Below are 24,090 nucleotides of genomic sequence, written 5' to 3' on the forward strand. Positions count from 1 at the left end.
CGCGGTGTGAGGTTGTTATGATGCAGCTAACGTTTCTGTATCGAGTGCGTCATGCGATTACTTCACACCGCCGATTGGCATTTGGGGCGGCTATTCCATAATCTCTCCCTGCTAGAAGACCAGCGCCATGTGTTGCAGCAGCTGCTGGCGATCATCGACCGCGAGCAGGTGGATGCCGTGCTGGTCGCAGGCGATATTTACGACCGCTCGGTGCCACCCGCTGCGGCGGTCACGCTGCTGGATGAGATATTGGTCGAGCTGTGCGAGAAGCGCAGCCTGCCGGTCATCATGATTTCCGGTAACCACGACGGTGCCGAGCGCTTGGGATTTGGCGCCCGCCATTTGCGTCAGGCCGGGCTGCATATCCTCACCGACCTGGCCACCTGCGATCAGCCGGTCACGCTAACGATGGGCGGTGACACGTTGGATGTGTTCGGCATCCCCTACGCCGATCCAGAGTACGTGCGCAGCGCGTTTGGCGTGGACGTGCGCGACTTCGACGGCGCCCACCGCTACCTGCTGGAGCGCATCGAGGCGCAGCGCCAGCCGGGCCGCCCGACGATGCTCATGAGCCACTGCTTTGTCGATGGCGGCACCGCCAGCGACTCCGAGCGCCCGCTCACCCTGGGCGGGGCGGAGAGCGTGGCTTGGGAGCCCATGCAGCGTTTCGACTACGTGGCGCTTGGCCATCTTCACGGCCCGCAAACTCGCGGTGGCGAGCACATTCGCTACAGCGGCTCGCTGCTGAAGTACAGCTTTTCCGAAGCCACTCAGCGTAAAGGCGTCACCCTCGTCGAGGTGGGCAGCGAAGGTGTCACCCAGATCGAGCATCATCCGCTGCTACCCCGTCGTGACGTACGCGTACTGGAAGGCGAGCTGACGCAGCTGCTGGCCCAAGGCGCCAGCGATCCCTACGCCGATGACTACTTGCTGGTGCGCCTCACCGACCGCCATGCCATTCTCGACCCCATGGGCAAACTGCGGGAGGTCTACCCCAACGTGCTGCACCTGGAGAAGCCCGGCATGCTGGAAGCAAAAGGGCGCCAGCAGCTAGACCGCGAGCGGCTGCAGTTCAGCGCGCTGGATATGTTCAGCGACTTTTTCACCCAAGCCAGCGGTGAGCCGATGAGCGACGAGCAGGCCCGCGCCATGAGCGAGCTGATCACCACCCTCAGCCGTGAGCAAGAGGGCCAAGCATGACGCCGTTGACACTCACCATGCAGGCCTTTGGCCCCTTTGCGAGTACTGAGGCCATCGACTTCACCGCGCTGGGTAGAAGCCCGCTGTTTCTGATCAACGGCCCCACCGGGGCGGGTAAAAGCTCGATCCTCGATGCGATGTGTTTTGCCTTGTACGGCCAAACCACCGGCAACGAGCGCGACGCTGGCCAAATGCGCTGCGACCAAGCGCCCGCGACCCTGCTGACCGAAGTGACGCTGACGTTCCGTCTACGAGATGCCATTTATCGAGTGCGCCGAGTGCCGCAGCAGGAGCGCCCCAAAGCCAGCGGCGAAGGCACGACCACGCAAGCGGCGGAAGCTCAATTATGGCGAGTTACTCCCAAGGGCGAGGAGGACGAATGCTTGGTGGCACGAAAGATCACCGATGCCAACGTCCAGCTGCAGCAGTTGCTGGGCTTGGATGCGCGTCAGTTTCGCCAAGTCATGGTGCTTCCCCAGGGTAAATTTCGCGAGCTGCTGCTGGCGGGCTCGAAAGAGCGCGAAGAGATTTTTGCCCAGCTGTTTCAAACCGAAATTTTTCAGCGTATCGAGCAGCGCCTGCTGGATCGGGCCAAGCAGATCGTCCGTGAGGTGAACGACCACCGCCAGCGGGTGCAGGGCATCCTGTCGGCCAGCGATGTCGAGAGCGAGGCCGCGCTACAGGAAGCGCTCGCCGCGCTCGACCCGGATCATCACGCCGCCAAACAGGCGCTGGCGGCCGCCACCGAGCAGCGCGAGCAGGCCGTGGCGACCGCCCAGGCGGGCACGGCGCTGGCCCGCCAGTTCGAGCAGCACGCCACGCTGGTCAAGGCAAAAGCGGCCCTATTGGAGCAGCAGCCCGCGATTCAGCACGCCCAAGCGCAGCTGCACCGGCACGAACAAACCCAAGCGCTCGCTACGCCGTTTTACGCGCTGCAAAGCGCCGAGAAAAACGCCGCTGCCGCCGAGAGCGAATGCCAGGCCGCCCAGCAGGCCATAGCCCCTCGACAGGCCGCCCATCAGCAGGCCCAGGCGGCACTGGCGGAGGCCAATGCCCAGCATGAGCGGGTGCCCGCGCTGCAGCGTCAAGCGTATGAGTGGGAGCAATCCCTCGCTACGTGTCAGGAGCTGGCCACGCTGGAAGGGCAGCGCGCCACCCTTGCCCAACAGGTCGCCCAAGCGCTCGAGACGTTAGAGCAGACGCAGCAAGAGGCCACCCGCCAAGAGCAGCACGCCATCGAGCAAGAGATGCGCTGGCACCAGGGCCAGGCGGCGCTGCTGGCCCAGCGGTTGGACAGCGGCCAGCCCTGCCCGGTGTGCGGCAGCCGTGAGCATCCGGCTCCCGCCACTCCCTCCCAAGCGCTGGTGACGCAAGCGGAGATGAAGCAGGCACGCAATGTTTACGAGCACGCTCGCCAGGCCTGGGTGAGTGCCCAGCAGCATGCCCAGGGCTTGGAGCAGCAGTCTCACCACCTCGACGAACGTTGCCAACGGCTTCGCGAGCAGTTGGGCGATAGCGTGTCGCTGGAGAGCGTGAACGCGTCGTTAGCCTCTGTGAACCGCGAGATCGACACCTGCGAACGGACCTGGAAAACGGCCCAGGCCCAGGCCCAAACGGCTCATATGGCGCTCACTCAAGCACAAACCACGCTAACCGAGGCCACCCAGCGCCAAACCGAGGCGCAGCACACGTTAGGCACCGCTCGAACCGAGTGGCAAGCAGCGCTGCAGGCCAGCCCCTTCAGAGACGAAGCGGCGTTTACCGCTGCCCGCCTAGAGGCGTCGGAACAGCAGCGCCTGAGTGAAAGCGTCGCGCGTTTTCAGCGGGAGCTCGCCAAATTGGAGGGGCAGCTCGAGGCCAGCGAGCCGCTGCTGGAAGGCAAAACGCCCCCCGACGTTGCTGCCTTGGAGACCCACGCCGAAGCGGCCAAGTCTCACGAAGCGGCGTGCCGCCAAACGTATCAGCGCTTGGCGGCACGCGTCGATCAGCTTACGAGTACCCAGCAGCGCTTGGCGGAGGCACGCCGCGCCGAGGCAGCGCTGGAGGAGCAGTATCAGCTTTGGGGAACGCTCAGCGAGGTCGCCAACGGCCGCACCGGTCACCGCATTAGCCTGCAGCGCTTCGTGCTGGGCGTGCTGCTGGACGATGTGCTGATCCAAGCCTCCGAACGTCTGGTGCGAATGAGCCGCGGGCGCTATCAGCTCGTGCGCCGGGAAGATCCTTCCAAAGGCAATAAAGCCTCAGGGCTCGAACTCGACGTGGCCGATACTTACACTGGCAAGAACCGTCCGGTGGCCACGCTCTCCGGTGGGGAATCGTTCATGGCCGCGCTGTCGTTGGCCCTAGGGCTTTCCGATGTGGTCCAGGCCTACGCGGGGGGGATTCAACTGGATACGCTGTTCATCGACGAGGGGTTTGGCAGTCTGGACCAAGACGCGCTGGATCAAGCCATCGCCATGTTGAGCGAACTACAAATGAGCGGGCGAACGATAGGGATCATTTCCCACGTCAGCGAACTCAAAGAGCAGATGCCAGTGCGCATCGAGGTGAGCGCTAGCCGTCATGGCAGTTCGGTCGCGGTAAAAGGGGCGCTGGGCTAAGTGCGAGTGCAGGATCGATTCATGCTGTATTCATGTAGCATGCGCTATAACGAACATTAAACGACCCGCGTTCGACCCGTCGAATGAGTATCCATTGAGGAGTGCAAGGATGAACGCAAGCAAAATTCTTCAGCAGTTGATGAGTCAGGCCAGCGGCAGCAAGGGCAGTAGCGGCGGCATGGATGTCAAAGGCGTGATCGATGGCCTCTCCCGCCAGCTGGGCGGCAATGGCAGCCAAGGCACGCAACGCAGCGGTTCCAGCGGTTTCGACATGAAAAGCCTGCTGGGCGGTGGTGCCCTGGGCATGCTGGTGGGCTCGAAGCGTGGCCGCAGCATGGGCGGCAAAGCGCTCAAATATGGTGCCATTGCGGGAGTCGGCGTACTGGCCTGGAAGGCGTGGCAAAGTACTCAGGAGAAGGAGAAGAAGGGGGCTGGGACCCAATCCTCCTCGGAAGGCGAGCGTGTCGAGGTGTTGAGCGGCGAGGTTCAAGAGCGCCGCAGCTTGGAGCTGCTGCAGGCCATGATCATGGCCGCCCGGGCGGATGGCCATATCGACGAGCAGGAGCAGGCGCTGATTACCGATCAGATCGATGCCCTCGGCGCGGATGAGGAGATGCACCGCTGGGTCGAACAGCAGCTAAAAGCCCCGCTGGACGCCCAGGCATTGGCCCGTGAAGCGGACTCTCCCCAGGCCGCTCGCGAAATGTATTTGATCAGCGTCGCCGTGATCGACGACCAAAACCCCATGGAGCGCGCCTGGTTGGATCAACTCGCCAGTGCGCTAAACCTAACGCCTGAGATGGCGGCAGAGCTCGAGCGTCAGGCGCAGCAGGCTGGCTAATGCTCGATACGCTCAACTTCTGGCTAGCCACTGGCTTTGGGTTGGGGCTAGCGCCCGTTGCGCCGGGTACCTTTGGGTCACTGATTGGCCTGCCGCTGGCGTGGTGGCTCTTGGGCCGCCCAACGGGGCAGCAGGCGGTCATCATCGCGCTGATGCTGATAGCGGCCGTGCCGGTCTGTCATATCGCTGCGTGGCATTATGATGGCCTGGACCATGGCAGCATCGTCGCCGATGAGTACGTCGCTTTTCCGCTCGCGGTGCTGGGGCTAAAAGCCGCCCGCCATCCGCTGGTACTGGCATTGGCGTTTGGCGTCTACCGCTTCTTCGATGGATTGAAACCGCCGCCCATTCATTTGGCAGAATACGTGAGCGGCGGGTTCGGTATCGTGTTGGATGACGTCATTGCCGCGCTGGTGAGCTGGCTGGTGGTCGCGCTGCTGCTAACGCTCTGGCAGCGTCGGCGGCAAATCGCCTGATACTGTAAAAGAGGCTGCAAACAAGGCGGGCCACGAAAACGCCGCAGGTCGTGAAAACGACACTGCGGCGTTTTTATGGGGTTGCCCATCGTGAGCCGATGGGCTTACGGTGCTAGCTTTGCACCACGATCACCGATTTGGCGTTGACGAACTCGTGCATCCCAAAGCCGCCGTGCTCACGCCCATAGCCTGAATCCTTCACGCCGCCAAACGGCATTTCCGGCGTGGCGACACCGAAGCCGTTGATGAACACCATGCCGGTGTCGAAATACTGGCTGGCAAGCTCGGTGGCGCGCTTCACGTCTTTGGAGATGATGCCGCCGCCCAAGCCGTAGCGACTGTCGTTGGCAATGCGCATAGCGTCTTCATCGTCTTTGGCACGAATCAACGCAGCGACCGGGCCAAACAGCTCATCGTCGTAGGCAGGCTGTCCAGGGGTGACGTTATCCAGCACGGTGACCGGGTAGAACGCCCCTTTGCCTTCTGGTTTTTCGCCGCCGCAGAGGATTGTCGCGCCTTTACGCACGCTCTCTTCCACCTGCTCGTGAAGGTCGTCGCGAAGATCGACGCGGGCCATCGGGCCTAGGTCGCTATTTTCTTTGGTTGGGTCGCCCGCTTTCAAATCCTTCATGCGCGCTACGTAGCGCTCTTTGAATGTTTCGTAGTTCTTTTCGGTGACCACAAAGCGTTTGGCAGCCACGCAGGTTTGGCCGCCGTTGAAGACGCGACCGGTCACGCAGGTGTCGACCGCGACATCAAGGTCGGCATCGTCCAGTACCAGGTAGGCATCGTTGGAGCCCAGCTCCAGTACCGTCTTTTTCAGATGCTCGGCGGCTTTGGCGGCCACTTTTCGACCAGCGCCGTCGCTGCCGGTCAAGGTGACGCCACGCACGGCTTTGTGGGCAATCACCGTGTCGGAGACATCGTGAGAAATCACCAGCGTGCGGAAGACGTTTTCCGGCAGGCCCGCTTCGCGGTAGATTTTCTCCAGCAGCAGCCCGCTACCCGTAACGTTCTCTGCGTGTTTTAGCAGCACGCTGTTGCCCGCCATGATGTTGGCGATGGAGTAGCGCACGACTTGATACGCAGGGAAGTTCCACGGCTGAATGCCGTAAATCACGCCCATCGGGGAGTAGGTGACGATTCCGCGCTCGCCGTTGCCGGGCTTGCGCTCTTCGTCGGCGAGCTTGGTGGGTCCGTGCTCGGCGGTATAATCACAGATGCCGACACACAGATCCACTTCCTGGCGCGCCTGTGAGGGCAGCTTGCCCATCTCTTTGACCATTAGGTCGGCAAGCTCGTCTTTATGCGCCTTCATCGCTTCGCCAATGGCTTTGACGACCTTGGCGCGGTGCTCTAGCGGCTTGAGCCGCCAATCCAGAAACGCCTCATGGCTGGCCTCGACGATCTGCTTGGCCTGGCTTTCATCCATCAGCGTGTAGGTCTCAAGCGTTTCGCCGGTGGTCGGATTGACTGTCGAGATGGTGTTGCTCATAAGATCTCCTATCTTTAGATCAACGGGCGTTCGATCAGGTAGAGCAGTCCTTTAGCCGACTGGTCTATTAATGCTGAATTTCTACCTTAGTAGATAAATGGCGTTTTGCCCAAATGAATCATCAGGCATGTCGTGACACCCTCGTTGGGGCAAGACGGGTAGACAATGGTTCCATAAAAAAGCGCCAAGACAGATAAACCGACTTGGCGCTTTTAAAGGTCACAGGGCGTGATTACTCAAAAGTAGGACCGCCTGCCTCTTCGCCCCATACTTCTTCTAAACGGTCATCTCGGCCGCAGCTCAGGCGGTAAAACTTGTAGCGGAGCGGGTTTTTCTCGTAGTAATCCTGATGGTACTCCTCGGCGCGCCAAAACTCGCTGGCCGGCAGGATCTCGGTCGTGATCTCTTGATCGAACCTCGCTTCCATCTCGGCTTTCGAGGCTTCCGCTAACGCCTGCTCCTCCTCGTTGCTGTAGAAGATGGCCGAGCGGTATTGATCGCCGCTATCGCAAAACTGGCGGTTGACGGCGAAGGGATCGATATTGCGCCAGAAAATCTCCAGTAGCTGTTCGTAGCTGATCTGGCTGTCGTCGTACTCGATGTTGACGACTTCTATGTGGCCGGTGCCGCCCCGGGAGACCTGTTCGTAGGTGGGGTTGTCCAGCTCGCCGCCCATATAGCCGGAGGTGGTGGCGCTGACACCCGGCTGCTTGTCGTAGGGCGGCTCCATGCACCAGAAACAGCCGCCAGCAAACGTTGCCTCGCTATTGGATTGCGCCTGGAGCGGTGCGCTTGCCAGGCCAGCGGCGGCCATTATGCAGAGCGTCAACGGACGAAAAGAGGAAAATCGGTACATGTCTGACACTCCAGTGACGAATCGATGCTCGGTATTGAGCCCATTAGTATCGAGAGGTTCCGCGTTCTTAACGCGACCGACCACGCTGAGGCCACACCGTATCGAGGGTATCCAGTGCGGCTTTTATGGTGGGTTCGGTAGCGCGGTCGCTGCGCCAAATCAGGCTGAGCGCGCAGGGCAAGCGAACGTTATCCGCCACTGTCAAACCGCTCTCCTGCCGTTCGGCCATGGCCAGCGCGTCGCGCGCCAAGCTTAGCCCCACACCCGCTCTGACCAAATCCAACATACAGGCCTCCTGGTCGACTTGGGCAACGCGGCGCGGTATCGCGCCGCTGTCGGCCAACGCCCGTTCGAGTAGCCGGGAGTGCGCCGACACGGTGGGCGTGACGATCCAGGGTAACTGGGCAAGCGTCTCCCAGCGGGTATCGACGAGCTTGGCTTCCCAGCCTGGCGGGGCGACGACGTGATAATGAAAGTGGGTCAATTCGCGCCAATCAAGGGCTGGACGGGCGGTGCCTTCACCGGGCGTGGCGAGAAAGAAGCCTACGTCCAACTCCCCCTGTTCCACCTTACTCAAAACATTGCCGCTCATGCCGTGGTGAAGTTCGGTTTCCAGCTGGGGCGCGCGGGCCATCAAGCGGCTGAGAAAGTCGCCAAGGCGGATGAACTCTGGGTCGACGATGGTGCCAATGCGCAGCTTGCCACGCAGGGTGCTGTGCAAAGCGCTGGCGGTCTGCTCGAAGGCGAGCGCGCTGGCCAGCGCATTTTCTGCAGTGGGTAGGAGTGCATAGCCGTCAGCGGTGAGGGTTAACCCCTGCGGGCGGCGGGTAAAGAGCGTTAAGCCTAGATGCTGCTGTAGCTGCTTCAACTTTAGGCTGACGGCGGGCTGAGTCAGGTGGAGCTGCTCGGCCGCCCGCGAGACGCTACCGGTGTGGGCAACGGCCACAAAGGCCCGCAGCGTGGCGTACTCCTGCATGGTGATGAACCTACCCTGGTGTGTTATTAGTGAATCTTATATCTTGGTTAAAAATTACTCAATTGATTAGCCTGTTCGGCGGGGTAGTCTTGTGATCATTCTCTGATCACTTAAGCTTTTTTTATAAAGGTAGCGACCATGACCACCCACGCCATCCATCACTTCATCAACGGCCAACGTAGCGAAGGCACCTCCGGTAGCGCCCAAGATGTGTTCAACCCCGCCACCGGGCAGGTCACCGGGCGTGTGGCCCTGGCGTCGAGCGCTGACGTAGATACGGCCGTGCAAGCCGCTCAGGCGGCATTCCCCGCCTGGGCCGATACGCCGCCCATCCGCCGCGCTCGGGTCATGTTCAAATTTCTGGAGCTGCTGAACGCTAATAAGGATGCCCTGGCCGAGGCAATCACCAAAGAGCACGGCAAAGTCTTCACCGACGCGCAAGGCGAGGTGGCCCGGGGCATCGATATCGTCGAATTCGCTTGCGGCATCCCCCAGCTCTTGAAGGGTGATTACACCGAGCAGGTCAGCACCGGTATCGATAACTGGACCGTGCGCCAGCCGCTGGGAGTGGTGGCGGGCATCACGCCGTTCAACTTCCCGGCGATGGTGCCCATGTGGATGTTCCCCATTGCCATTGCTGCTGGCAATACCTTCATTCTCAAGCCTAGCCCGCTGGACCCCAGCGCCTCGCTGATGATAGCGGATCTATTGCAGCAAGCAGGCCTGCCGGATGGCGTCTTCAACGTGGTGCAGGGCGATAAAGATTCGGTCGAAGCGCTAATCGATCACCCTGACGTGAAGGCGCTGTCGTTCGTGGGTTCTACGCCGATCGCCAACCTGATCTACGAGCGTGGCGCCAAGCACGGCAAGCGCGTCCAGGCGCTGGGGGGCGCAAAAAACCATATGGTGGTGATGCCGGATGCCCACCTGGATAAAGCCGTTGATGCGCTGATCGGTGCGGCCTACGGCAGTGCGGGCGAGCGCTGCATGGCGATTAGCGTGGCCGTGTTAGTCGGCGACGTGGCCGACAAGGTAGTACCGATGCTCACCGAACGCGCCGAGGCGCTGAAGGTGAAAGATGGCATGCAGCTAGATGCAGAAATGGGGCCGATCGTGACCCGTCAGGCGCACCAGCGGATCACCGGCTACATAGAAAAGGGCGTGGCAGAAGGCGCCGAGCTCGTCGTCGATGGCCGCGAGTTCGACGGCGCGCAAGCAGGCGAGGGCTGTTCTGACGGTTTTTGGATGGGCGGCACGCTGTTTGATCACGTCACGCCGGAAATGACCATCTATAAAGAAGAGATCTTCGGCCCGGTGCTGGTCTGCGTGCGGGTGCCGGATGTGGCGACCGCTATTCAACTGATCAATGACCACGAGTTTGGCAACGGGGTGAGCTGCTTTACAGAAAGCGGCAGCGTCGCCCGCGAATTTGGTCGGCGGATTCAGGTGGGTATGGTCGGCATCAACGTGCCTATCCCAGTGCCCATGGCGTGGCACGGCTTCGGTGGCTGGAAGCGCTCGCTGTTTGGCGATACCCACGCGTATGGCGAAGAGGGCGTGCGCTTCTATACCAAACAGAAGTCGATTATGCAGCGCTGGTCCGACTCCATCGACGCGGGCGCCGAATTCGTGATGCCGACGGCGAAGTAGCGCCAGACCGTTACGGGAGCCTAGCCTATGCCAACGAATACAATGACAAACTCCCACGCTGAGTCGTTCGACTACATCGTGGTAGGCGCAGGCACCGCAGGGTGCCTGATGGCCAACCGGCTCAGCGCCGACCCACAAAATCGGGTGCTGCTGATCGAGGCGGGCGGTCGGGATAACTACCACTGGATCCATATTCCGGTGGGCTACCTGTATTGCATCAATAACCCGCGCACCGACTGGCTGTTCCGCACCGAGCCGGACACGGGGCTAAATGGCCGCTCGCTGATCTACCCTCGAGGAAAAACCCTGGGGGGCTGCTCCAGCATCAACGGTATGATCTATATGCGTGGCCAGGCGCGGGATTACGACCACTGGGCGGAGGTCACCGGCAGTGACGAGTGGCGCTGGGAGAACTGCCTGCCGGACTTCATCAAACACGAAAACCACTACCGGCTGGATGAGGGCAGCGACGGTGACGAGACACACCGTGCGTTTCACGGCCATGGCGGTGAGTGGCGGGTCGAGAAGCAGCGCCTAAAGTGGGAAGTGCTGGACGACTTTGCCGAAGCGGCGGTTCAGGCGGGCATTCCCCGCACCGAGGACTTCAACCGGGGCAGTAACGAAGGGGTCGCCTATTTCGAAGTGAACCAGCGCGATGGCTGGCGTTGGAACACCGCCAAGGCGTTTTTGCGTAACGCGCTCAAACGGGACAATCTGACGCTTTGGCACTCCACCCAGGTGAATCGGCTCTGCTTCGATCGTTCGCAAGCGCCTCGCTGTACCGGGGTAGAGGTGGTGCGCAGCGGCAAAACCCTGCGGGTGCAGGCGCAAAAAGAAGTGGTGCTGTGCGCAGGGGCGATTGGCTCGCCCCACCTTTTACAGCTATCGGGCATTGGGCCTGCGGAGCATCTGCGCGAGCATGGTATCGAGGCCATTCACGATTTGCCGGGCGTTGGCGAAAACCTGCAAGATCACCTCCAAATACGCTCGGTGTATCGTGTCAGTAACGCCAAGACGCTCAATGCCATTGCCAGCACGCTGTGGGGCAAAGCGGGCATCGGCTGGGAATATGTGACCAAACGCACCGGGCCAATGAGCATGGCCCCCTCGCAGCTTGGCGCATTTACTCGCAGCTCCAACGATCAGCCGTACCCCAATATTCAGTATCACGTCCAACCGCTCAGTCTAGAGGCCTTTGGGCAGCCGCTGCATCCTTATCCGGCCATTACCGCGAGCGTATGCAACTTGAACCCTACCAGCCGAGGAACGGTGCGGTTGAAAAGCGCCGACCCGCGTCAGGCACCGGCGATTTCGCCGAACTATCTCAGCACGCCGGAGGATCGCAAGGTGGCGGCCGATTCGCTGCGGGTAACCCGGCGTATCGCCGAACAGCCTGCCTTTGCGAAGTACTCACCTGAAGAAGTGAAGCCGGGCGTCGAGTATCAAACGGACGAGGAGTTAACGCGGCTGGCAGGGGATATCGGTACGACGATTTTTCATCCGGTGGGCACCACACGAATGGGTAAAGGTGATGACCCAATGGCGGTGGTGGACGCAACATTGCGCGTGAGAGGGGTGTCGGGGCTGCGGATTGCGGATGCGGGCGTGATGCCCACCATCACCAGTGGAAACACCAATTCACCGACCCTCATGATCGCTGAAAAAGCCGCCGGATGGATTTTAAAAGAAAATTCATTGCATTGACTTTTTTTTCCATCATAGTGTTGACGTGCAGCGTCGTTAAGCGCATGCTGCATGCAGTTGGTTAGCAAGTCGAACGTTGTCAGCAGTATCGAAACGCTCTAGCGTTGAGTCTGGTGAAGGTTTCTTGTTCTACCCACTGCAACTCGGGTATTACCCGGCTCTACATTAAAGCTAAATCGAGGATTTCGATCATGGCAACTGGTACCGTTAAGTGGTTTAACGACACTAAAGGCTTCGGCTTCATTTCTCCGGACGACAATGGCGACGACCTGTTCGCTCACTTCTCCGAAATTCAAGCTGACGGCTTCAAAACTCTGCAAGACGGCCAGAAGGTTTCCTTCGACGTCACCCAGGGTAAAAAAGGCCTTCAGGCTTCTAACATCAAAGTTCTGGGTTAATTCCAGCTTGATGTTTGCCGCTAGCAGCGTCTGCTAGCGAGCTAGAAAAACCCCGCTCAATGCGGGGTTTTTTCGTTGGTGTATGCTTATCTGCCTCACGCCTCACGCCTCACGCCTCACGCCTCACGCCTCACGCCTCACGATATATTCTATTTTCTTCTTACTGTGTGTCTAAAAATAACTTTTTAGAATATCTGATAAGCGGCACAATGCCCCTCGTACTATTCGGTTATGTCAGTGAGTGGGCTTGAGAAAGGATGTGGGGTTATGTCGCTGGATGCTTGGATTGCAGTAGGGGTCGTGCTGACGATTTTTCCGCTGATGGCGCTCTCACGCCTCGGACCGGATATCATTTTAATGGGTGCGGTGGTCGTGCTGATGACGCTGGGCGTCATCGATCCTCAGCAGGCACTCGGCGGGTTTTCCAATAGCGGTCTGTTTACCGTTGCGTTCATGTATGTACTGGTGGCCAGCATACGTGAAACCGGCGGTATCGATCTGATCATTCGCTATGTGTTGGGCCGTCCCTCGAGCGAACGTGGCGCGCTGACGCGGCTGCTATTGCCGGTGGCATCGCTCAGCGGCTTTCTCAATAATACCCCGGTGGTAGCCACCTATATCCCTGCCGTTTTGAGCTGGAGCCGCCGCCTGAGACTCTCTCCCCAGCGCCTGCTCATGCCACTGAGCTTCGCGTCGATTCTGGGCGGCACGATCACGCTCTTCGGCACCAGCACTAACTTGGTCGTGCACGGGCTTTTGATCGAGCGCTATCCGGACTTATCCATGGGGTTGTTCGACCTGGCATGGGTCGGTATCCCCGTCGCCGTGGCGGGGTTGGCGTATCTAATTCTTCTCGGCCCGCGCCTTCTACCTGCCCGTGGCGGTACGGCCAAAGCCTTTGCCAACCCCCGCGAGTTCACGATCGAAATGGAAGTCGACCCGGGCGGTGTCTTGGTCGACCGCACCGTCGAGGAGGCAGGTCTGCGCCATTTGCAGGAGCTGTTTCTCGTCGAAATCGAACGCGCCGGTAACGTGGTCAGCGTCGTCGGCCCTGGCGAGCAGTTAAAAGGCGGAGACCGCCTCGTCTTCGTGGGCACCTCTGACGCCGCCGTCGAGTTACAGCAGATTCGCGGGCTGATCCCCTCACGGGATGGCGCGTCGAGTCTGGAGAAGGAGTTCAAAGAGCGCCGTTTGGTCGAGGCCGTGGTCTCCAACCAGTGTCAATTCATTGGTCAGCGGATTCGAGATGGACGATTTAGAACGCTATACGGTGCGGCCGTGCTGGCCATTTGTCGCGGCGGCGAGCGTGTGACGGGAAACCTTGGACAGGTACGCCTACAGCCTGCCGATGTGTTGCTATTAGAGGCGCGCCCGCCGTTCATCGAGCGCCACCGACAGTCGAAAGACTTTTTGCTGATCAGTGAGCTCAATGGCTCGGCGCGGCCCATCCACGAGAAGGCTCCGCTGGCCTGGGGTATTCTGATTGGCGCGGTGCTGCTAGCAGCTCTGGGTGTGTTGAGCATGCTCAATGCCGCCATGTTGGGCGCCGCCATGGCACTGTTGACCGGCTGCTGCTCGGTGGGGGCGGCCAAGCGCGGGTTGGATACCCAGGTGCTGTTGACCATTGCGGCATCGTTTGGGGTAGGGGCGGCGTTGCACGTCTCCGGGGCGGCGGATGCCATGGCCGGTGGGGTGCTCTCGGTGGTGGCTGGCAATCCATGGCTGCTGCTGGTGGGCACTTATGCCGTCGTGGCACTGCTTACGGAGTTGGTGACTAACAATGCCGCCGCCGTGATCATTTTTCCGGTGGTCATGGCGGCGGCGGAAAGCCTAGGGGTTAGCCCCATGCCCTATGTGGTCGCGGTCATGTTTGCGGCGTCGGCCAGTTTTCTTACCCCCATTGGCTACCAAACCAACCTCATGGTGCACGGGCCCGGTGGTTATCGGATCGCTGATTTTCTCCGCGTCGGGGGTGGCCTGAACGTGCTGACGGGGGTGATCGTGGTGGCGCTGATTCCATGGGTGTGGCCATTCTAAGCCGCGAATGACTCGCTCCCTGGGCTGCTTTACGCTAGGGTGGCGCTTTTAATATCAGCAAGGACATAGCCCATGACAGCCCCTGGCGAACTGATTATTGAACCGAAAAATGGTCAACCCGCCGATGCATGCGTGTTCATCATCCACGGCCTGGGTGCCGATGGGCACGATTTCGAGCCGCTAGTACCCGCCCTGGCGCTGCCGGAAAGCGCCCATGTGCGCTTCATCATGCCCCATGCGCCGCGCCTACCGGTGACCATCAACGGCGGTATGGTGATGCCTGCTTGGTACGACATCCTGGCAATGGACCTGGGACGCCGCGTCGATGAGGTGCAGCTCAAGAAATCCGCCGAGCGCATCCAGGCGCTGATCCAAGAGCAGATCGACCAAGGGATCGATAGCCAGCGCATCATCGTGGCGGGCTTCTCGCAAGGCGGTGCGGTGGCGTATCAGGCCGCGCTGTCGTTTCCGCAGCCGCTAGGCGGACTGCTGGCGATGTCCACCTACTTTGCCACTGCCGACAGCATCTCGCCTGCCGAGGCGAACCGTCAGCTGCCGATCGAAGTCCATCACGGCAACTTCGACCCCATCGTGCCCGAGACGCTGGGTCGCAGCGGCGTCGATCGTTTGAAAACCATGGGCTACAGCGTCAACTATCGCCAGTACCCCATGGCACATGCACTGTGTCCGCAGCAGGTCAACGATATCGGCAAATGGCTAAGCGAGCGTCTGGGTTAAGGGGAGAGCAGTAGGCGTTCGGCGCCTTTGATAGTACGCTGCTGCTATTAATGCCGCGGCAAGGGACAGGCAGGGGCACATGATAGCGTCTATCGATACCGTTGAAAGTGGGTTAGCCGTTTGTCTACTGATGACCGCCATTGGGTGCTTATTCGATCGCCACCTATTAAGGGCGTGTTGGCTTTTGGTGCTATTTGCGCTGTTGATGAGTGCAGCGTGGTGGTACCTGAACGCCCCGTGGTTAGCCTTGGTGGAAGTGATATTAGGGAGTGCGCTCACGGGGGGTGGCTTTATTTACGTCTTGCGCACACTGCCCAGTCAGAGGCTATCGATGCCACGTTATGATCGTACGCGCGTCGAGTGGCCACACCGTTTGACGAAGGGGCTGCTCATCATTGCCTGGAGTATCATGCTAGGCGTGGCGACTCAGTTTCTATTACCTGATATGGCGCTTTCACTGACCGCGCATCCGCTTATTTTGTGCTCTGTGGTCATTGTATCGTTGGGAATGGGGGCGTTTGCTTTACACCACCATCTGATGCGCCGCTTGATGGCCTTTAATGTGCTTGGATCGGGCGTTTTCTTGATGCTCGCAGGCATGGCGGGTACGTCACCCAGCGCCCAGGCGCTCATCACGGTGGGGTTGCTCATCGCTTGGCTGGGGTCGCTATTGGGGGTTTTACTCCTTCGCCAGCTAGTGCACCAGGAAGGTAGCGCCGCCCTCAACGATGAATACGCCCCTGTAAGGCCGCCTTCATGATCTGGCGCTTTGGTCTGTACGACAATACCTTTGATCCCTTATGGATGACGGACTGGGCACTCGCCGCTGTGCTACTGCTGCCGATGGTGTTTGGTGCGCTCGGAGCCGTGTTTCGCCCCTCTCGTTTGCTGCCGGTGGCCTTGGCCTGCTTGCCGATTTTACTGGCTGGAGGGGTCATGGTATTGGACTACCAACAGGTCGGATTGCTGCGTTGGCAGTGGGAGGTGGCGGGTATCGAGCTAACGCTGCGCTTGAGTGGCCTTAGTGCTCTAATGCTCTTGATTACCCAGTGGACGGCCGCCGCCGTTGCCGTTTATACCCCTGGCTATCTCCGCCTAACGCTCCCCAATGCCAGCGTCCGTTGGTTATGGCCATTAATGGGGTTGCTCGTTAGTGCGCTTTCACTGATTTGGCTGGCGGCGGATCTGTTGATTCTGTATGCCGCGCTGGAGGCAATGGGACTCGCGGCCGTGGGGATGTTGCTGCTGTCGGGTAAGTCTGCGGCGCTACAGGCCGGTATGCGTTACCTCCTTTTGGCTCTGGTGGGGTCGCTCGCGTTTTTACTGGGCGTTGCCCTATTAATGAGTCAATGGGGAACGTTAGATTTAATCGCACTTGAAGCACGGGTGGAGCCAGAGCCCCTTACTTAGGTTGCAGCAGCCCTTATAGGCGCGGGACTTGCCTTAAAGGCGGCGCTATTCCCTTTGCATGGTTGGCTAACCCCCGTACACGAGAATGCTTGGACGCCGGTCAGTGCACTGCATGCAGCGCTCGTCATTAAGGCCTCGCTCTATATTTTAATGATGCTGTGGGGCATCTTGCTGCCGGAGACGCTGTTTGCTCCCCGTTTGGTGGCCTGGTTGGGCATGTTGGCGATTGTTTGGGGTGGATTGGTGGCCTGGCGAGCCGATTCACTCAAAACGCTGATTGCCTCTTCCACTGTGGGCCAGTTGGGCTATTTGATGGTGGCCTTTCCTCTGGTATTAGGTCCCAACATCGCTCCGCTGCCTTTGTCGCTGGCATGGGACGGGTTTTGGTTACATTTGGTGGGACACGCACTAGCCAAAGCAGCCATGTTTATGGCGGCAGGCAATTTGATCATTGCCACGGGTGAAAGCTCACTGAAAGCGCTGGCAGGAACCAGTCGTCGGCTGCCACTTTCGCTACTTATCTTTGGCATGGCTGCCGTTACGTTAATGGGGCTACCCCCTAGCGCTGGCTTTACGGCAAAGTGGCTCTTGCTTCAATCCATGGTGCTGACTCAGCAATGGTTAGCCGTGGCGGCCCTACTGGCAGGCACGCTATTGACGGCTGCCTACGTGTTTCGCGTATTTCGCTACTCGTTTGATGAAACCGCACCGCGACACGATTATCAGCCGCTTGCGCCCGGCATGGATGCCATTGCTCTGTGTTTGGCGGTAGCAGCCTTTGCGCTTGGCTTACTCGCCCACTTTCCGCTGGGGTTGCTGCATGGAGGTGGTGCATGAACGCGGCTTGGTTACCCCTGACGACGCTGGCAACCTCCTTATTCGCGGCGGTGATTATTTTCTCGTTGCCCGAAGAGGCTCGACGTGTCCGCACGTGCATCAACTTACTGGCGGCGGTCGTTAAAATTCTCCTAGTGATAGTGATGGTCGGGCGTGTTTCAGCAGGCTATGAAGACACCTTTAGCTTTCAAATCGTGGGAGGCGTTGATTTTGTGCTGCGGGCGGATGCCCTCGGCGTTATGTTTGCGGGTCTTTCGTCACTGCTGTGGCTATGTACGACGATTTACGCGATTGGGTACTTGGAAGGGGCGGCCAATCGGAAGCGTTTCTTTGGCTTCTTCAGCCTGTGTGTCACCAGTACGCTAGGGATTGCCCTGTCGGGAAACTTGTTTACCTTCCTGATTTTCTACGAAATGCTGACGCTCTCAACTTACCCGCTCGTGGTGCACGCCGGTTCAGCAAAAGCCTTAGCGGCCGGTCGAGTGTATTTGCGTTACACCCTCACGGCGGGCGTCGTGCTGCTGCTAGGCGTTGTCTTGCTGTACAGCTTAACCAACGATCACTCTTTTGCGTCAGAGCAAGGGTTGTCCCCCTACCTGGATGATCACCGTGGTTTGCTAACCCTTATTTTTGCGCTGCTGGTCGGTGGCTTGGCGGTGAAGGCAGCCATGGTGCCGCTGCATGGCTGGCTGCCCAGGGCGATGGTGGCACCGGCGCCGGTGAGTGCATTGCTGCATGCCGTTGCTGTGGTAAAAGCCGGTGCGTTTGGCATTTTGCGTGTCATATACGACCTATACGGCATTGAACTTAGCGTGGAGTTGGGCGTCACCACCGTGCTGGCCGTCGCTGCGTCTATCACCATTATTTATGGGTCGCTGCGGGCGATTGCCCAAGAGGAGTTAAAGCCACGCTTGGCGTTTTCGACGATTAGCCAAGTTTCCTATGTGGTGTTAGGCGTTAGCTTGTTTGGCCCTTTCGGGACGATAGGCGCGCTGGCGCATTTGCTTCACCAAGGCCTGATGAAAGTGACGCTGTTCTTTTGTGCTGGCAATTATGCAGAAGAGCTGGGGATTCATCGCCTTGATGAAATGGACGGTGCAGGCAAGCGCATGCCATTGACTAGCCTAGCGTTTACGGTGGGGGCGCTAGGGATGATCGGGTTGCCACCGACCGCTGGGTTCATTACTAAATGGTACCTAGGCATGGGCGCTATCGAGGCAGATATGTACTGGGTAGTGGCCGTGCTAGTAGCAAGCAGTACGCTGAATGCGATTTATTTTCTCCCTATCGTACATCGCCTCTGGTTCCGTGAGGGTCCGGCCCATGGCAAGGGGCAATGGCCTAAAGAGCAGTCATTAGGGCGGCTGGAAACCCACGGATGGCTGTTGTGGCCAGCGGTATTGACGGCCGTCATTAGTATAGGGGCTGGTTTGTTGGCTGGGTTGCCATTTAGTCCGCTGGATTGGGCAACGCGCGTAGCCGTTGGGGAGTACCTGCCATGAGTTCACTGCTGTTGGCCGTGGCCTTACTCTGGCCGCTTATCGTGGCAGGCAGTAGCGTTTGGAGCGCTTACCGAGTCCCTGTTCAACAGCGTCATTTCATTTCGATGCTGTGGGTAAGTGCTGCCTGGCCTGCTTTACTGCTGGCGTATGCGGGTGACGTGCAGTGGACCATGGATGCTTGGATGTTAGGTGGGTATTGGGAGCTGAATGCGCTCAGCCGACCGTGGCTAGCCTTTACTGCTCTGCTTTGGAGTATGGCGGCGTTTCATGCACGAGGTTACTTCGCCGATGAACAGCGTCAGGCACAAGTAGGGAATGCGTCGGCACAACGGCGTTTACAGCGTTTAACCTTACTGTGGCCGCTAACCTTGCTGGGCAACATTCTTCTGATAGTCGCACAGGATATTGCCAGTTTTTATTTTGGCTTTGCGCTGATGACCTTCGCTGCGTATGCGCTGGTGGTGCATAACGGCACTCCGGCTGCGAAGCTGGGGGCTAAGGCCTATCTTGTGCTGGCCGTTATCGGTGAAGGTTTGATATTAGGTGGTTTTCTCTGGGCCGCAGGCACCTCGGATACGTTAACACTCAAAGGCGTGCGCGACACCCTGGCCACGGCAGACCATGGTGCGTGGATGGCGCTGTTGCTGTGGCTGGGTTTAGGCGTGAAAGCGGGGGTGATTGGGCTGCATGTTTGGTTACCATTAGCGCACCCCGTGGCTCCCGCGCCCGCCAGCGCTGTCCTCAGCGGCGCCATGATCAAGGCAGGCTTGTTGGGTTGGTTGACCGTGTTGCCGTTGGGAATGGAGTCGCTATCTCCTGCCATGATGCAGTTTGGCAATGTCGTATTGGTGGCAGGGTTTGCAGCAGCATTTGGTGCGGCCCTATACGGCATTTGGCAGTCGCATCCCAAAGCAATTTTGGCCTACTCCAGTATCAGCCAAATGGGCATGTTAACGGCGTTAGTGGGTATGGGAATCGTCGTGCCAGCGGTATGGCCGGCCTTGCTACCTGCCATCATTTTGTTTGCGGGTCACCATGCGTTAGCGAAGGGCGCTCTCTTTATGGGTACCAGTGTGAGTGAGCATATGCCCAAGTGGCCCACCTCGCTGCTGTTTCTTTTGATTGCTCTACCGGGCATTTCGCTGACAGGCGCACTCGCGGCAGGCATGTTCAGCAAGTGGGGGGTGAAGCATGCGCTCTATGAGTTCGAGCAGGAGCGCATTATCGCACTATTGACTTGGGCGGCGATGGGCACGGCCGCGCTGGTGACGGTCTGCGTGTGGCGACAATGGCAGCAGCGGCAGCGAGGAAACAGCCATTCGTTTCAGTGGGGGGCGTGGCTAGCGGCATTGATCGCTGCGCTAATGACACCGCTGTGGCTGCCGTTACCGGAGGGGAGTGTGATCGCTCCTCCCTTGAACGAGTGGTTGGGCATTATTTGGCCTTTTCCGGTAGGCGTTGTCGGCATGGCGTTAGGCTTGTTGGCGCTGCGCCGTTTTGATGTGCCAACGCCACCTGCCGGGGATTGGTGGTGGGGATACCATTCCCTTGCCACTCTAGGCTTGAGCGCCGCACGCTCACTGGCCGCGCGATGTGGAAGAGGTAAAACAACCTCCGTGGCGCTGGCGCTGAAGGGTGAGCGTTGGGTCATGAAGGGGTTGTTGCGCGGACTGTCAGTGGAGTCATGGATGCGCCAGCATGGTGGAGGCTTGATGATGGCGTTGGCCGTTCTCCTGGCACTTTTGCTCATTTGGGAGGGACAGTAGTGGGGCAACAAGCAAGAGAGCCATTGGGTGAGCGCGGCCGAAGTGCCGATGTGCCCAACGATATTCCAAAGCGTGGTTGGCAGGATATTGCATGGCGCGTCGTGCGCGCCGCGCGCCGAGACCGGGTCACCATGTTTGCCGCAGGGGTGGCGTTTTACGCGCTGCTGGCGCTGTTTCCGACCATTGCGGCGGTAGTGTCGGTATGGGGACTACTGTTCGATCCTGTCGAGGCGGGGCGGCAGCTCTATACGATCAGCCGCTTCATGCCGCCGGACGCGGCCAACTTGATCGATCAGCAGGCGCAAGACGTGGTCGAGAGCACCGAGTCGGGTAATGTCCTGACCGCGTTGGCGGGGCTGCTCATTGCCATGTTCATTGCCTCGAAAGCAGTCTCGGTGCTGGTCATTGGTCTCAACGCGGTATATGGCGAGCAAGAGCAGCGTTCACTGCTCTATCGAGGGGTGGTCCTCGTTTCGCTGACCTTTGGCTTGATTTGCATGACGCTGGTCTCCCTGGGATTCATCGCCATCGTGCCAGCGCTAGTGGACCGATTGATGATCGAGCCTCCTATGGATCGAGTGCTGCAGTGGCTGCGCTGGCCGGCGCTGCTGGTATTGATGAGCCTACTGATCGCACTGCTCTACCGCTTTGCACCTTATCGCCGCTCACCGCAGTGGCGTTGGCTGAGTTACGGCACGCTGTTTGCGACGCTTATGTGGCTGCTGGGCTCGGGAGGGTTGTCACTCTACGTGCGCTACTTTTCGACCTTTAGCGAACTGTACGGCTCGATAGGTGCCGTGGTGGCCCTGATGCTGTGGTTTTGGCTCTCGGCCTTCGTCGTGTTGTTCGGAGCGGAGCTCAACTGTGAAATGGAGCGTCAAACCTGCCACGACACCACCGTGGGCGAGGCGCGCCCGTTAGGCGAGCGCGAGGCGTTTGCTGCCGATACCATCGGCATCGAAAACCCCTGGAATAGCGACCGTGCCGCGAGACAGCGGCCGCCGTGCGATGGAGGTCAAGAGTGAACCGCCCAGTGAACTGGGCGGTGTAGACGTTCGGGGGCAAAGAGCGCTACAGCAGCTCCTCGGCGGCCAGTGCCAAGCGGGAGCGCTCGACGCTTTTTAGAGTGATATGCCCAGCGTGGGGCCAGTCTCGGAACCGTTCGACCACAGCGGCCATGCCGCAGGTGTTGGCGGTCAGGTAGGGCGTGTCGATCTGCCCGACGTTGCCCAGGCAAACGATTTTGGTGTTGCGCCCGGCGCGGGTGACCAGCGATTTCAGTTGCTTGGGTGTGAAGTTTTGCGCCTCGTCGATGATCAAAAAGGTGTCGTTCAGGGTGCGCCCGCGCATGAAGCTGGGCGAGCGGATTTGTACCCTAGAGCCGATCAGCTGTCGCGTGGCGCCGTTGTCCCAGCTCGACTCCCCCTCGTCGTTGCGCAGCAGGTTATCCATGTTGTCGTGGAAGGCGCCCATCCACGGTGACATTTTCTCCTCTTCGGTGCCCGGCAAGAAGCCAATGTCCTCGCCCATGGGAATCGGCGCGCGGGTAAAGACGATGCGCTCGAAACGTTTGGCATCCAGGGTTTGTTGAAACGCAGCCGCAAGGGTCATGAAGGTTTTACCGGTGCCTGCGTTACCGGCAATGGTGACGAGATCGATCTCGGGGTCCATCAGTAGGTTGAGGGTAAAATTTTGGCGACTGTCGTGGGCGTGCACGCCCCATACGCCCGCGTGGTGGCGATAGTTGGTGAGCAGCTGCAGCCGCGCCGAGCTGGGTGAAAGCTCGCGCACGATGGCTTCGAATTCGGCGCCGTTTTCGCTATCGGACACCAGCATACCCACGTGCCAGTCGCGGGGCATAGTGCCGCTTAATTGATAAAAGGTGTGATGATCCACGCGTTCGACCGTGACATCGACATTCAGCGCTTCCCAGAGCGATGCGCCATTCTGGCCTGCCTGGGTATACACCTGCGCGCCTTCGATCATCGCATCGCTATCGGAGAAGGCGCGGTCGTTGAGGTAATCCTCCACCGGGACTTTTAGCGCGGCGGCTTTTACCCGCAGATTGATGTCTTTCGTGATGAGAATGACCGACGCATCCGGGCGTTCGTCACGCAACCGGCAGGTTTCTGCCAGAATACGGTTGTCGGGGCTATCGTCTAACGCGTCGAAGGGCTTGAGATCGTTGTAGCACAGAAAGTGTAGGCGGCCAGACTCTCCGCTGATGCGGGGAATGGGGATACCTTGCTGAATTTCGTCGAACGTCACCTGGCTGGTGAGATCGGACAGCGTGCGGCTGATTTGCCGTGCCGTTCGGGCGATTTCGCGGATGCCATTCTTATGCTTGTCCAGCTCTTCGAGCACGGTCATGGGGATGACCACATCATGCTCATCGAAATGGTAGAGCGCGGCGGGGTCGTGGATCAGGACATTCGTGTCTAGGACATACAGCCTAGTCGCTTTCTTATCGAGTCGTACCATCGCGGAAACTACTCCTTGGTTGACGGCAACATCGACACTGGCAGATGCACTTTACGCTTAGATGACACGTGCCTGTGTCGGTTCTCTAGCGTGTCCTTTGGGCTCCTTCAATGGCTTTTTTTACAGCGTGGTGGGCAATCGCTTTTTTCGCCACTGCTAAATTTCAACGTTACTCATGCGCCGTGCTCGGCTTTCCGACTGAGAGGGGGCCTCAGCGTGTGGTACCCAAGAAACGGATGACGTTGGTCAGCAGCGCCGTGGCGACCACCCCGAGGCTCTCGCCTTCCACGTAACGGTAGTAATGGCTTTCCAGCAGCAGGTCGTGATTGAGCGCACACAGAGTGTGGCTGGCCAAAGCGTCTTTGACGAGCGGGTAAGGCAGCAAGGCCCAGCCGGTGCCATTGATCACCGCATCACGAATCACCTCGAACATGGTCAGGCCCAGATAGTTGGTGGAGAACAGCGCCTCGCTCACCAATTTGTCGCCTTGGTCGAAGGTCAGGCATACCTGGGTGTACTGTGCCAAATCATCTTTGGTGACGTTGGGCAGGCGACTGAGTGGATGCCCAGGTGCCGCCACGAGACTCATGCTCACTGGGGCAAGGTTGCTGGCATTCACCGCGGCTCCTTCGGCGGTATACAGCCCAAAGGCAATATCCACCGTTTGGCGCAGCACGAACTGGGCATGCTCCTGAGGTGGGAGCAGGTATACCGAAATGGCCGTGAGCGGGTAGCGCTGCTTCAGGTCGTGCATGACCTGTCGCCAAAACGCTTCGGGCAGCGCGTCGTCCCGCGCGATGCAGAGCTGACTCTCTACGCCTTGTAAGTGTTGCTGGCAGTGCTTGTTGATGCGGTTGGCACTGGTCAGCAGGCGGTAGCAGTCGGGTAGCACGCTTTCCCCCACGGCCGTGAGCTGAAGGCTGTTCCCCGACCGCTCGAAGAGTGCCACGCCCAGGCTATCTTCCAGCGCATTGACGGCGGCGCTCAGGGTGCTGCGCTTCATGCCGGTGTGCCGTGCAGCGGCGGCAAACGAGCCGTGCTCCGTGACATCGATGAACGCTTGGACCTGTTCCGCGCGCATGCAAACCACCTCATAAAGTAATAGCTTTCGAGCGCCAATATA

The 24,090-nt window shown here is 59.5% G+C and carries 18 protein-coding genes and 1 pseudogene; 14 read left to right on the forward strand and 5 right to left on the reverse strand.

What is annotated here, in order from left to right:
- Nucleotides 1-51: 51 nt before the first annotated feature.
- The 4 genes from MHM85_RS05715 to MHM85_RS05730 all read left to right on the forward strand — a co-directional run bounded on the left by MHM85_RS05715 (nucleotide 52) and on the right by MHM85_RS05730 (nucleotide 5,117).
- Nucleotides 52-1,200, forward strand: coding sequence for an exonuclease SbcCD subunit D (locus tag MHM85_RS05715; RefSeq protein WP_139526578.1), 1,149 nt, complete (start codon nucleotides 52-54; stop codon nucleotides 1,198-1,200).
- On the forward strand, nucleotides 1,197-3,800 hold the full coding sequence (locus MHM85_RS05720; RefSeq protein ID WP_219861480.1) for an SMC family ATPase: 2,604 nt from the start codon (nucleotides 1,197-1,199) through the stop codon (nucleotides 3,798-3,800). Before MHM85_RS05715 ends, MHM85_RS05720 begins: the two co-directional genes overlap by 4 nt.
- A 109-nt stretch (nucleotides 3,801-3,909) precedes the next feature.
- Nucleotides 3,910-4,641, forward strand: a complete 732-nt coding sequence (locus MHM85_RS05725) for a tellurite resistance TerB family protein (RefSeq protein WP_219861478.1) — start codon at nucleotides 3,910-3,912, stop codon at nucleotides 4,639-4,641.
- Nucleotides 4,641-5,117, forward strand: coding sequence for a phosphatidylglycerophosphatase A (locus MHM85_RS05730; protein ID WP_139526581.1), 477 nt, complete (start codon nucleotides 4,641-4,643; stop codon nucleotides 5,115-5,117). The genes MHM85_RS05725 and MHM85_RS05730 overlap by 1 nt, the downstream gene beginning before the upstream one ends.
- 112 nt (nucleotides 5,118-5,229) lie before the next feature.
- On the opposite strand, the gene MHM85_RS05735 is transcribed toward MHM85_RS05730, so the two are convergent.
- From MHM85_RS05735 to MHM85_RS05745, 3 genes are all read right to left on the reverse strand, one after another.
- Nucleotides 5,230-6,612 carry an NAD-dependent succinate-semialdehyde dehydrogenase gene (locus MHM85_RS05735; protein ID WP_219861476.1) on the reverse strand — a complete coding sequence of 461 codons (1,383 nt, stop codon included), beginning with the start codon at nucleotides 6,610-6,612 and terminating at the stop codon, nucleotides 5,230-5,232.
- 232 nt (nucleotides 6,613-6,844) lie between these two features.
- Nucleotides 6,845-7,468, reverse strand: a complete 624-nt coding sequence (gene msrA, locus MHM85_RS05740; RefSeq protein ID WP_219861473.1) for a peptide-methionine (S)-S-oxide reductase MsrA — start codon at nucleotides 7,466-7,468, stop codon at nucleotides 6,845-6,847.
- 67 nt (nucleotides 7,469-7,535) lie between these two features.
- Nucleotides 7,536-8,444 carry a LysR family transcriptional regulator gene (locus MHM85_RS05745; RefSeq protein ID WP_239285380.1) on the reverse strand — a complete coding sequence of 303 codons (909 nt, stop codon included), beginning with the start codon at nucleotides 8,442-8,444 and terminating at the stop codon, nucleotides 7,536-7,538.
- Between the two features lie 138 nt (nucleotides 8,445-8,582).
- Between MHM85_RS05745 and MHM85_RS05750 the strand changes: the two genes are divergently transcribed.
- The 10 genes and pseudogenes from MHM85_RS05750 (at nucleotide 8,583) to MHM85_RS05795 (ending at nucleotide 21,511) form a co-directional block, all read left to right on the forward strand.
- A complete protein-coding gene (locus MHM85_RS05750; RefSeq protein ID WP_219861467.1) occupies nucleotides 8,583-10,094 on the forward strand; it encodes a CoA-acylating methylmalonate-semialdehyde dehydrogenase in 1,512 nt (503 codons plus the stop codon).
- Nucleotides 10,095-10,121: 27 nt separating this feature from the next.
- The gene (locus tag MHM85_RS05755) at nucleotides 10,122-11,798 is read left to right on the forward strand and encodes a GMC family oxidoreductase N-terminal domain-containing protein (RefSeq protein ID WP_239285378.1); all 1,677 of its coding nucleotides are present in this window, start codon (nucleotides 10,122-10,124) and stop codon (nucleotides 11,796-11,798) included.
- Nucleotides 11,799-11,989: 191 nt separating this feature from the next.
- Nucleotides 11,990-12,196, forward strand: a complete 207-nt coding sequence (locus MHM85_RS05760; protein ID WP_054641278.1) for a cold-shock protein — start codon at nucleotides 11,990-11,992, stop codon at nucleotides 12,194-12,196.
- Between the two features lie 267 nt (nucleotides 12,197-12,463).
- Nucleotides 12,464-14,233, forward strand: a complete 1,770-nt coding sequence (locus tag MHM85_RS05765; protein WP_153842646.1) for an SLC13 family permease — start codon at nucleotides 12,464-12,466, stop codon at nucleotides 14,231-14,233.
- A gap of 72 nt (nucleotides 14,234-14,305) precedes the next feature.
- Nucleotides 14,306-14,971 carry an alpha/beta fold hydrolase gene (locus MHM85_RS05770; RefSeq protein ID WP_219861463.1) on the forward strand — a complete coding sequence of 222 codons (666 nt, stop codon included), beginning with the start codon at nucleotides 14,306-14,308 and terminating at the stop codon, nucleotides 14,969-14,971.
- Between the two features lie 79 nt (nucleotides 14,972-15,050).
- Nucleotides 15,051-15,731 (forward strand): DUF4040 domain-containing protein, encoded by a 681-nt coding sequence (locus tag MHM85_RS05775; protein ID WP_139526588.1) that lies wholly within the window; start codon nucleotides 15,051-15,053, stop codon nucleotides 15,729-15,731.
- Nucleotides 15,732-16,108: 377 nt separating this feature from the next.
- Nucleotides 16,109-17,218 (forward strand): annotated as a pseudogene (locus MHM85_RS05780) (proton-conducting transporter membrane subunit).
- Nucleotides 17,215-18,720: a proton-conducting transporter membrane subunit gene (locus tag MHM85_RS05785; RefSeq protein ID WP_239285376.1), complete on the forward strand. Its 1,506-nt coding sequence runs from the start codon at nucleotides 17,215-17,217 to the stop codon at nucleotides 18,718-18,720. Before MHM85_RS05780 ends, MHM85_RS05785 begins: the two are co-directional and overlap by 4 nt.
- Nucleotides 18,717-20,486: a complex I subunit 5 family protein gene (locus tag MHM85_RS05790; RefSeq protein WP_219861456.1), complete on the forward strand. Its 1,770-nt coding sequence runs from the start codon at nucleotides 18,717-18,719 to the stop codon at nucleotides 20,484-20,486. The genes MHM85_RS05785 and MHM85_RS05790 overlap by 4 nt, the downstream gene beginning before the upstream one ends.
- Nucleotides 20,486-21,511: a YihY/virulence factor BrkB family protein gene (locus MHM85_RS05795; RefSeq protein WP_231125560.1), complete on the forward strand. Its 1,026-nt coding sequence runs from the start codon at nucleotides 20,486-20,488 to the stop codon at nucleotides 21,509-21,511. Before MHM85_RS05790 ends, MHM85_RS05795 begins: the two co-directional genes overlap by 1 nt.
- 46 nt (nucleotides 21,512-21,557) lie before the next feature.
- On the opposite strand, the gene MHM85_RS05800 is transcribed toward MHM85_RS05795, so the two are convergent.
- Both MHM85_RS05800 and MHM85_RS05805 read right to left on the reverse strand, forming a co-directional pair.
- Nucleotides 21,558-22,967, reverse strand: a complete 1,410-nt coding sequence (locus MHM85_RS05800; RefSeq protein ID WP_139526593.1) for a PhoH family protein — start codon at nucleotides 22,965-22,967, stop codon at nucleotides 21,558-21,560.
- 211 nt (nucleotides 22,968-23,178) lie between these two features.
- Nucleotides 23,179-24,048 carry a LysR family transcriptional regulator gene (locus tag MHM85_RS05805; protein WP_139526594.1) on the reverse strand — a complete coding sequence of 290 codons (870 nt, stop codon included), beginning with the start codon at nucleotides 24,046-24,048 and terminating at the stop codon, nucleotides 23,179-23,181.
- Nucleotides 24,049-24,090 lie beyond the last annotated feature (42 nt).

The sequence above is a fragment of the Halomonas sp. McD50-4 genome (assembly GCF_022348135.1).
GTDB classification, from domain to species: domain Bacteria; phylum Pseudomonadota; class Gammaproteobacteria; order Pseudomonadales; family Halomonadaceae; genus Vreelandella; species Vreelandella piezotolerans.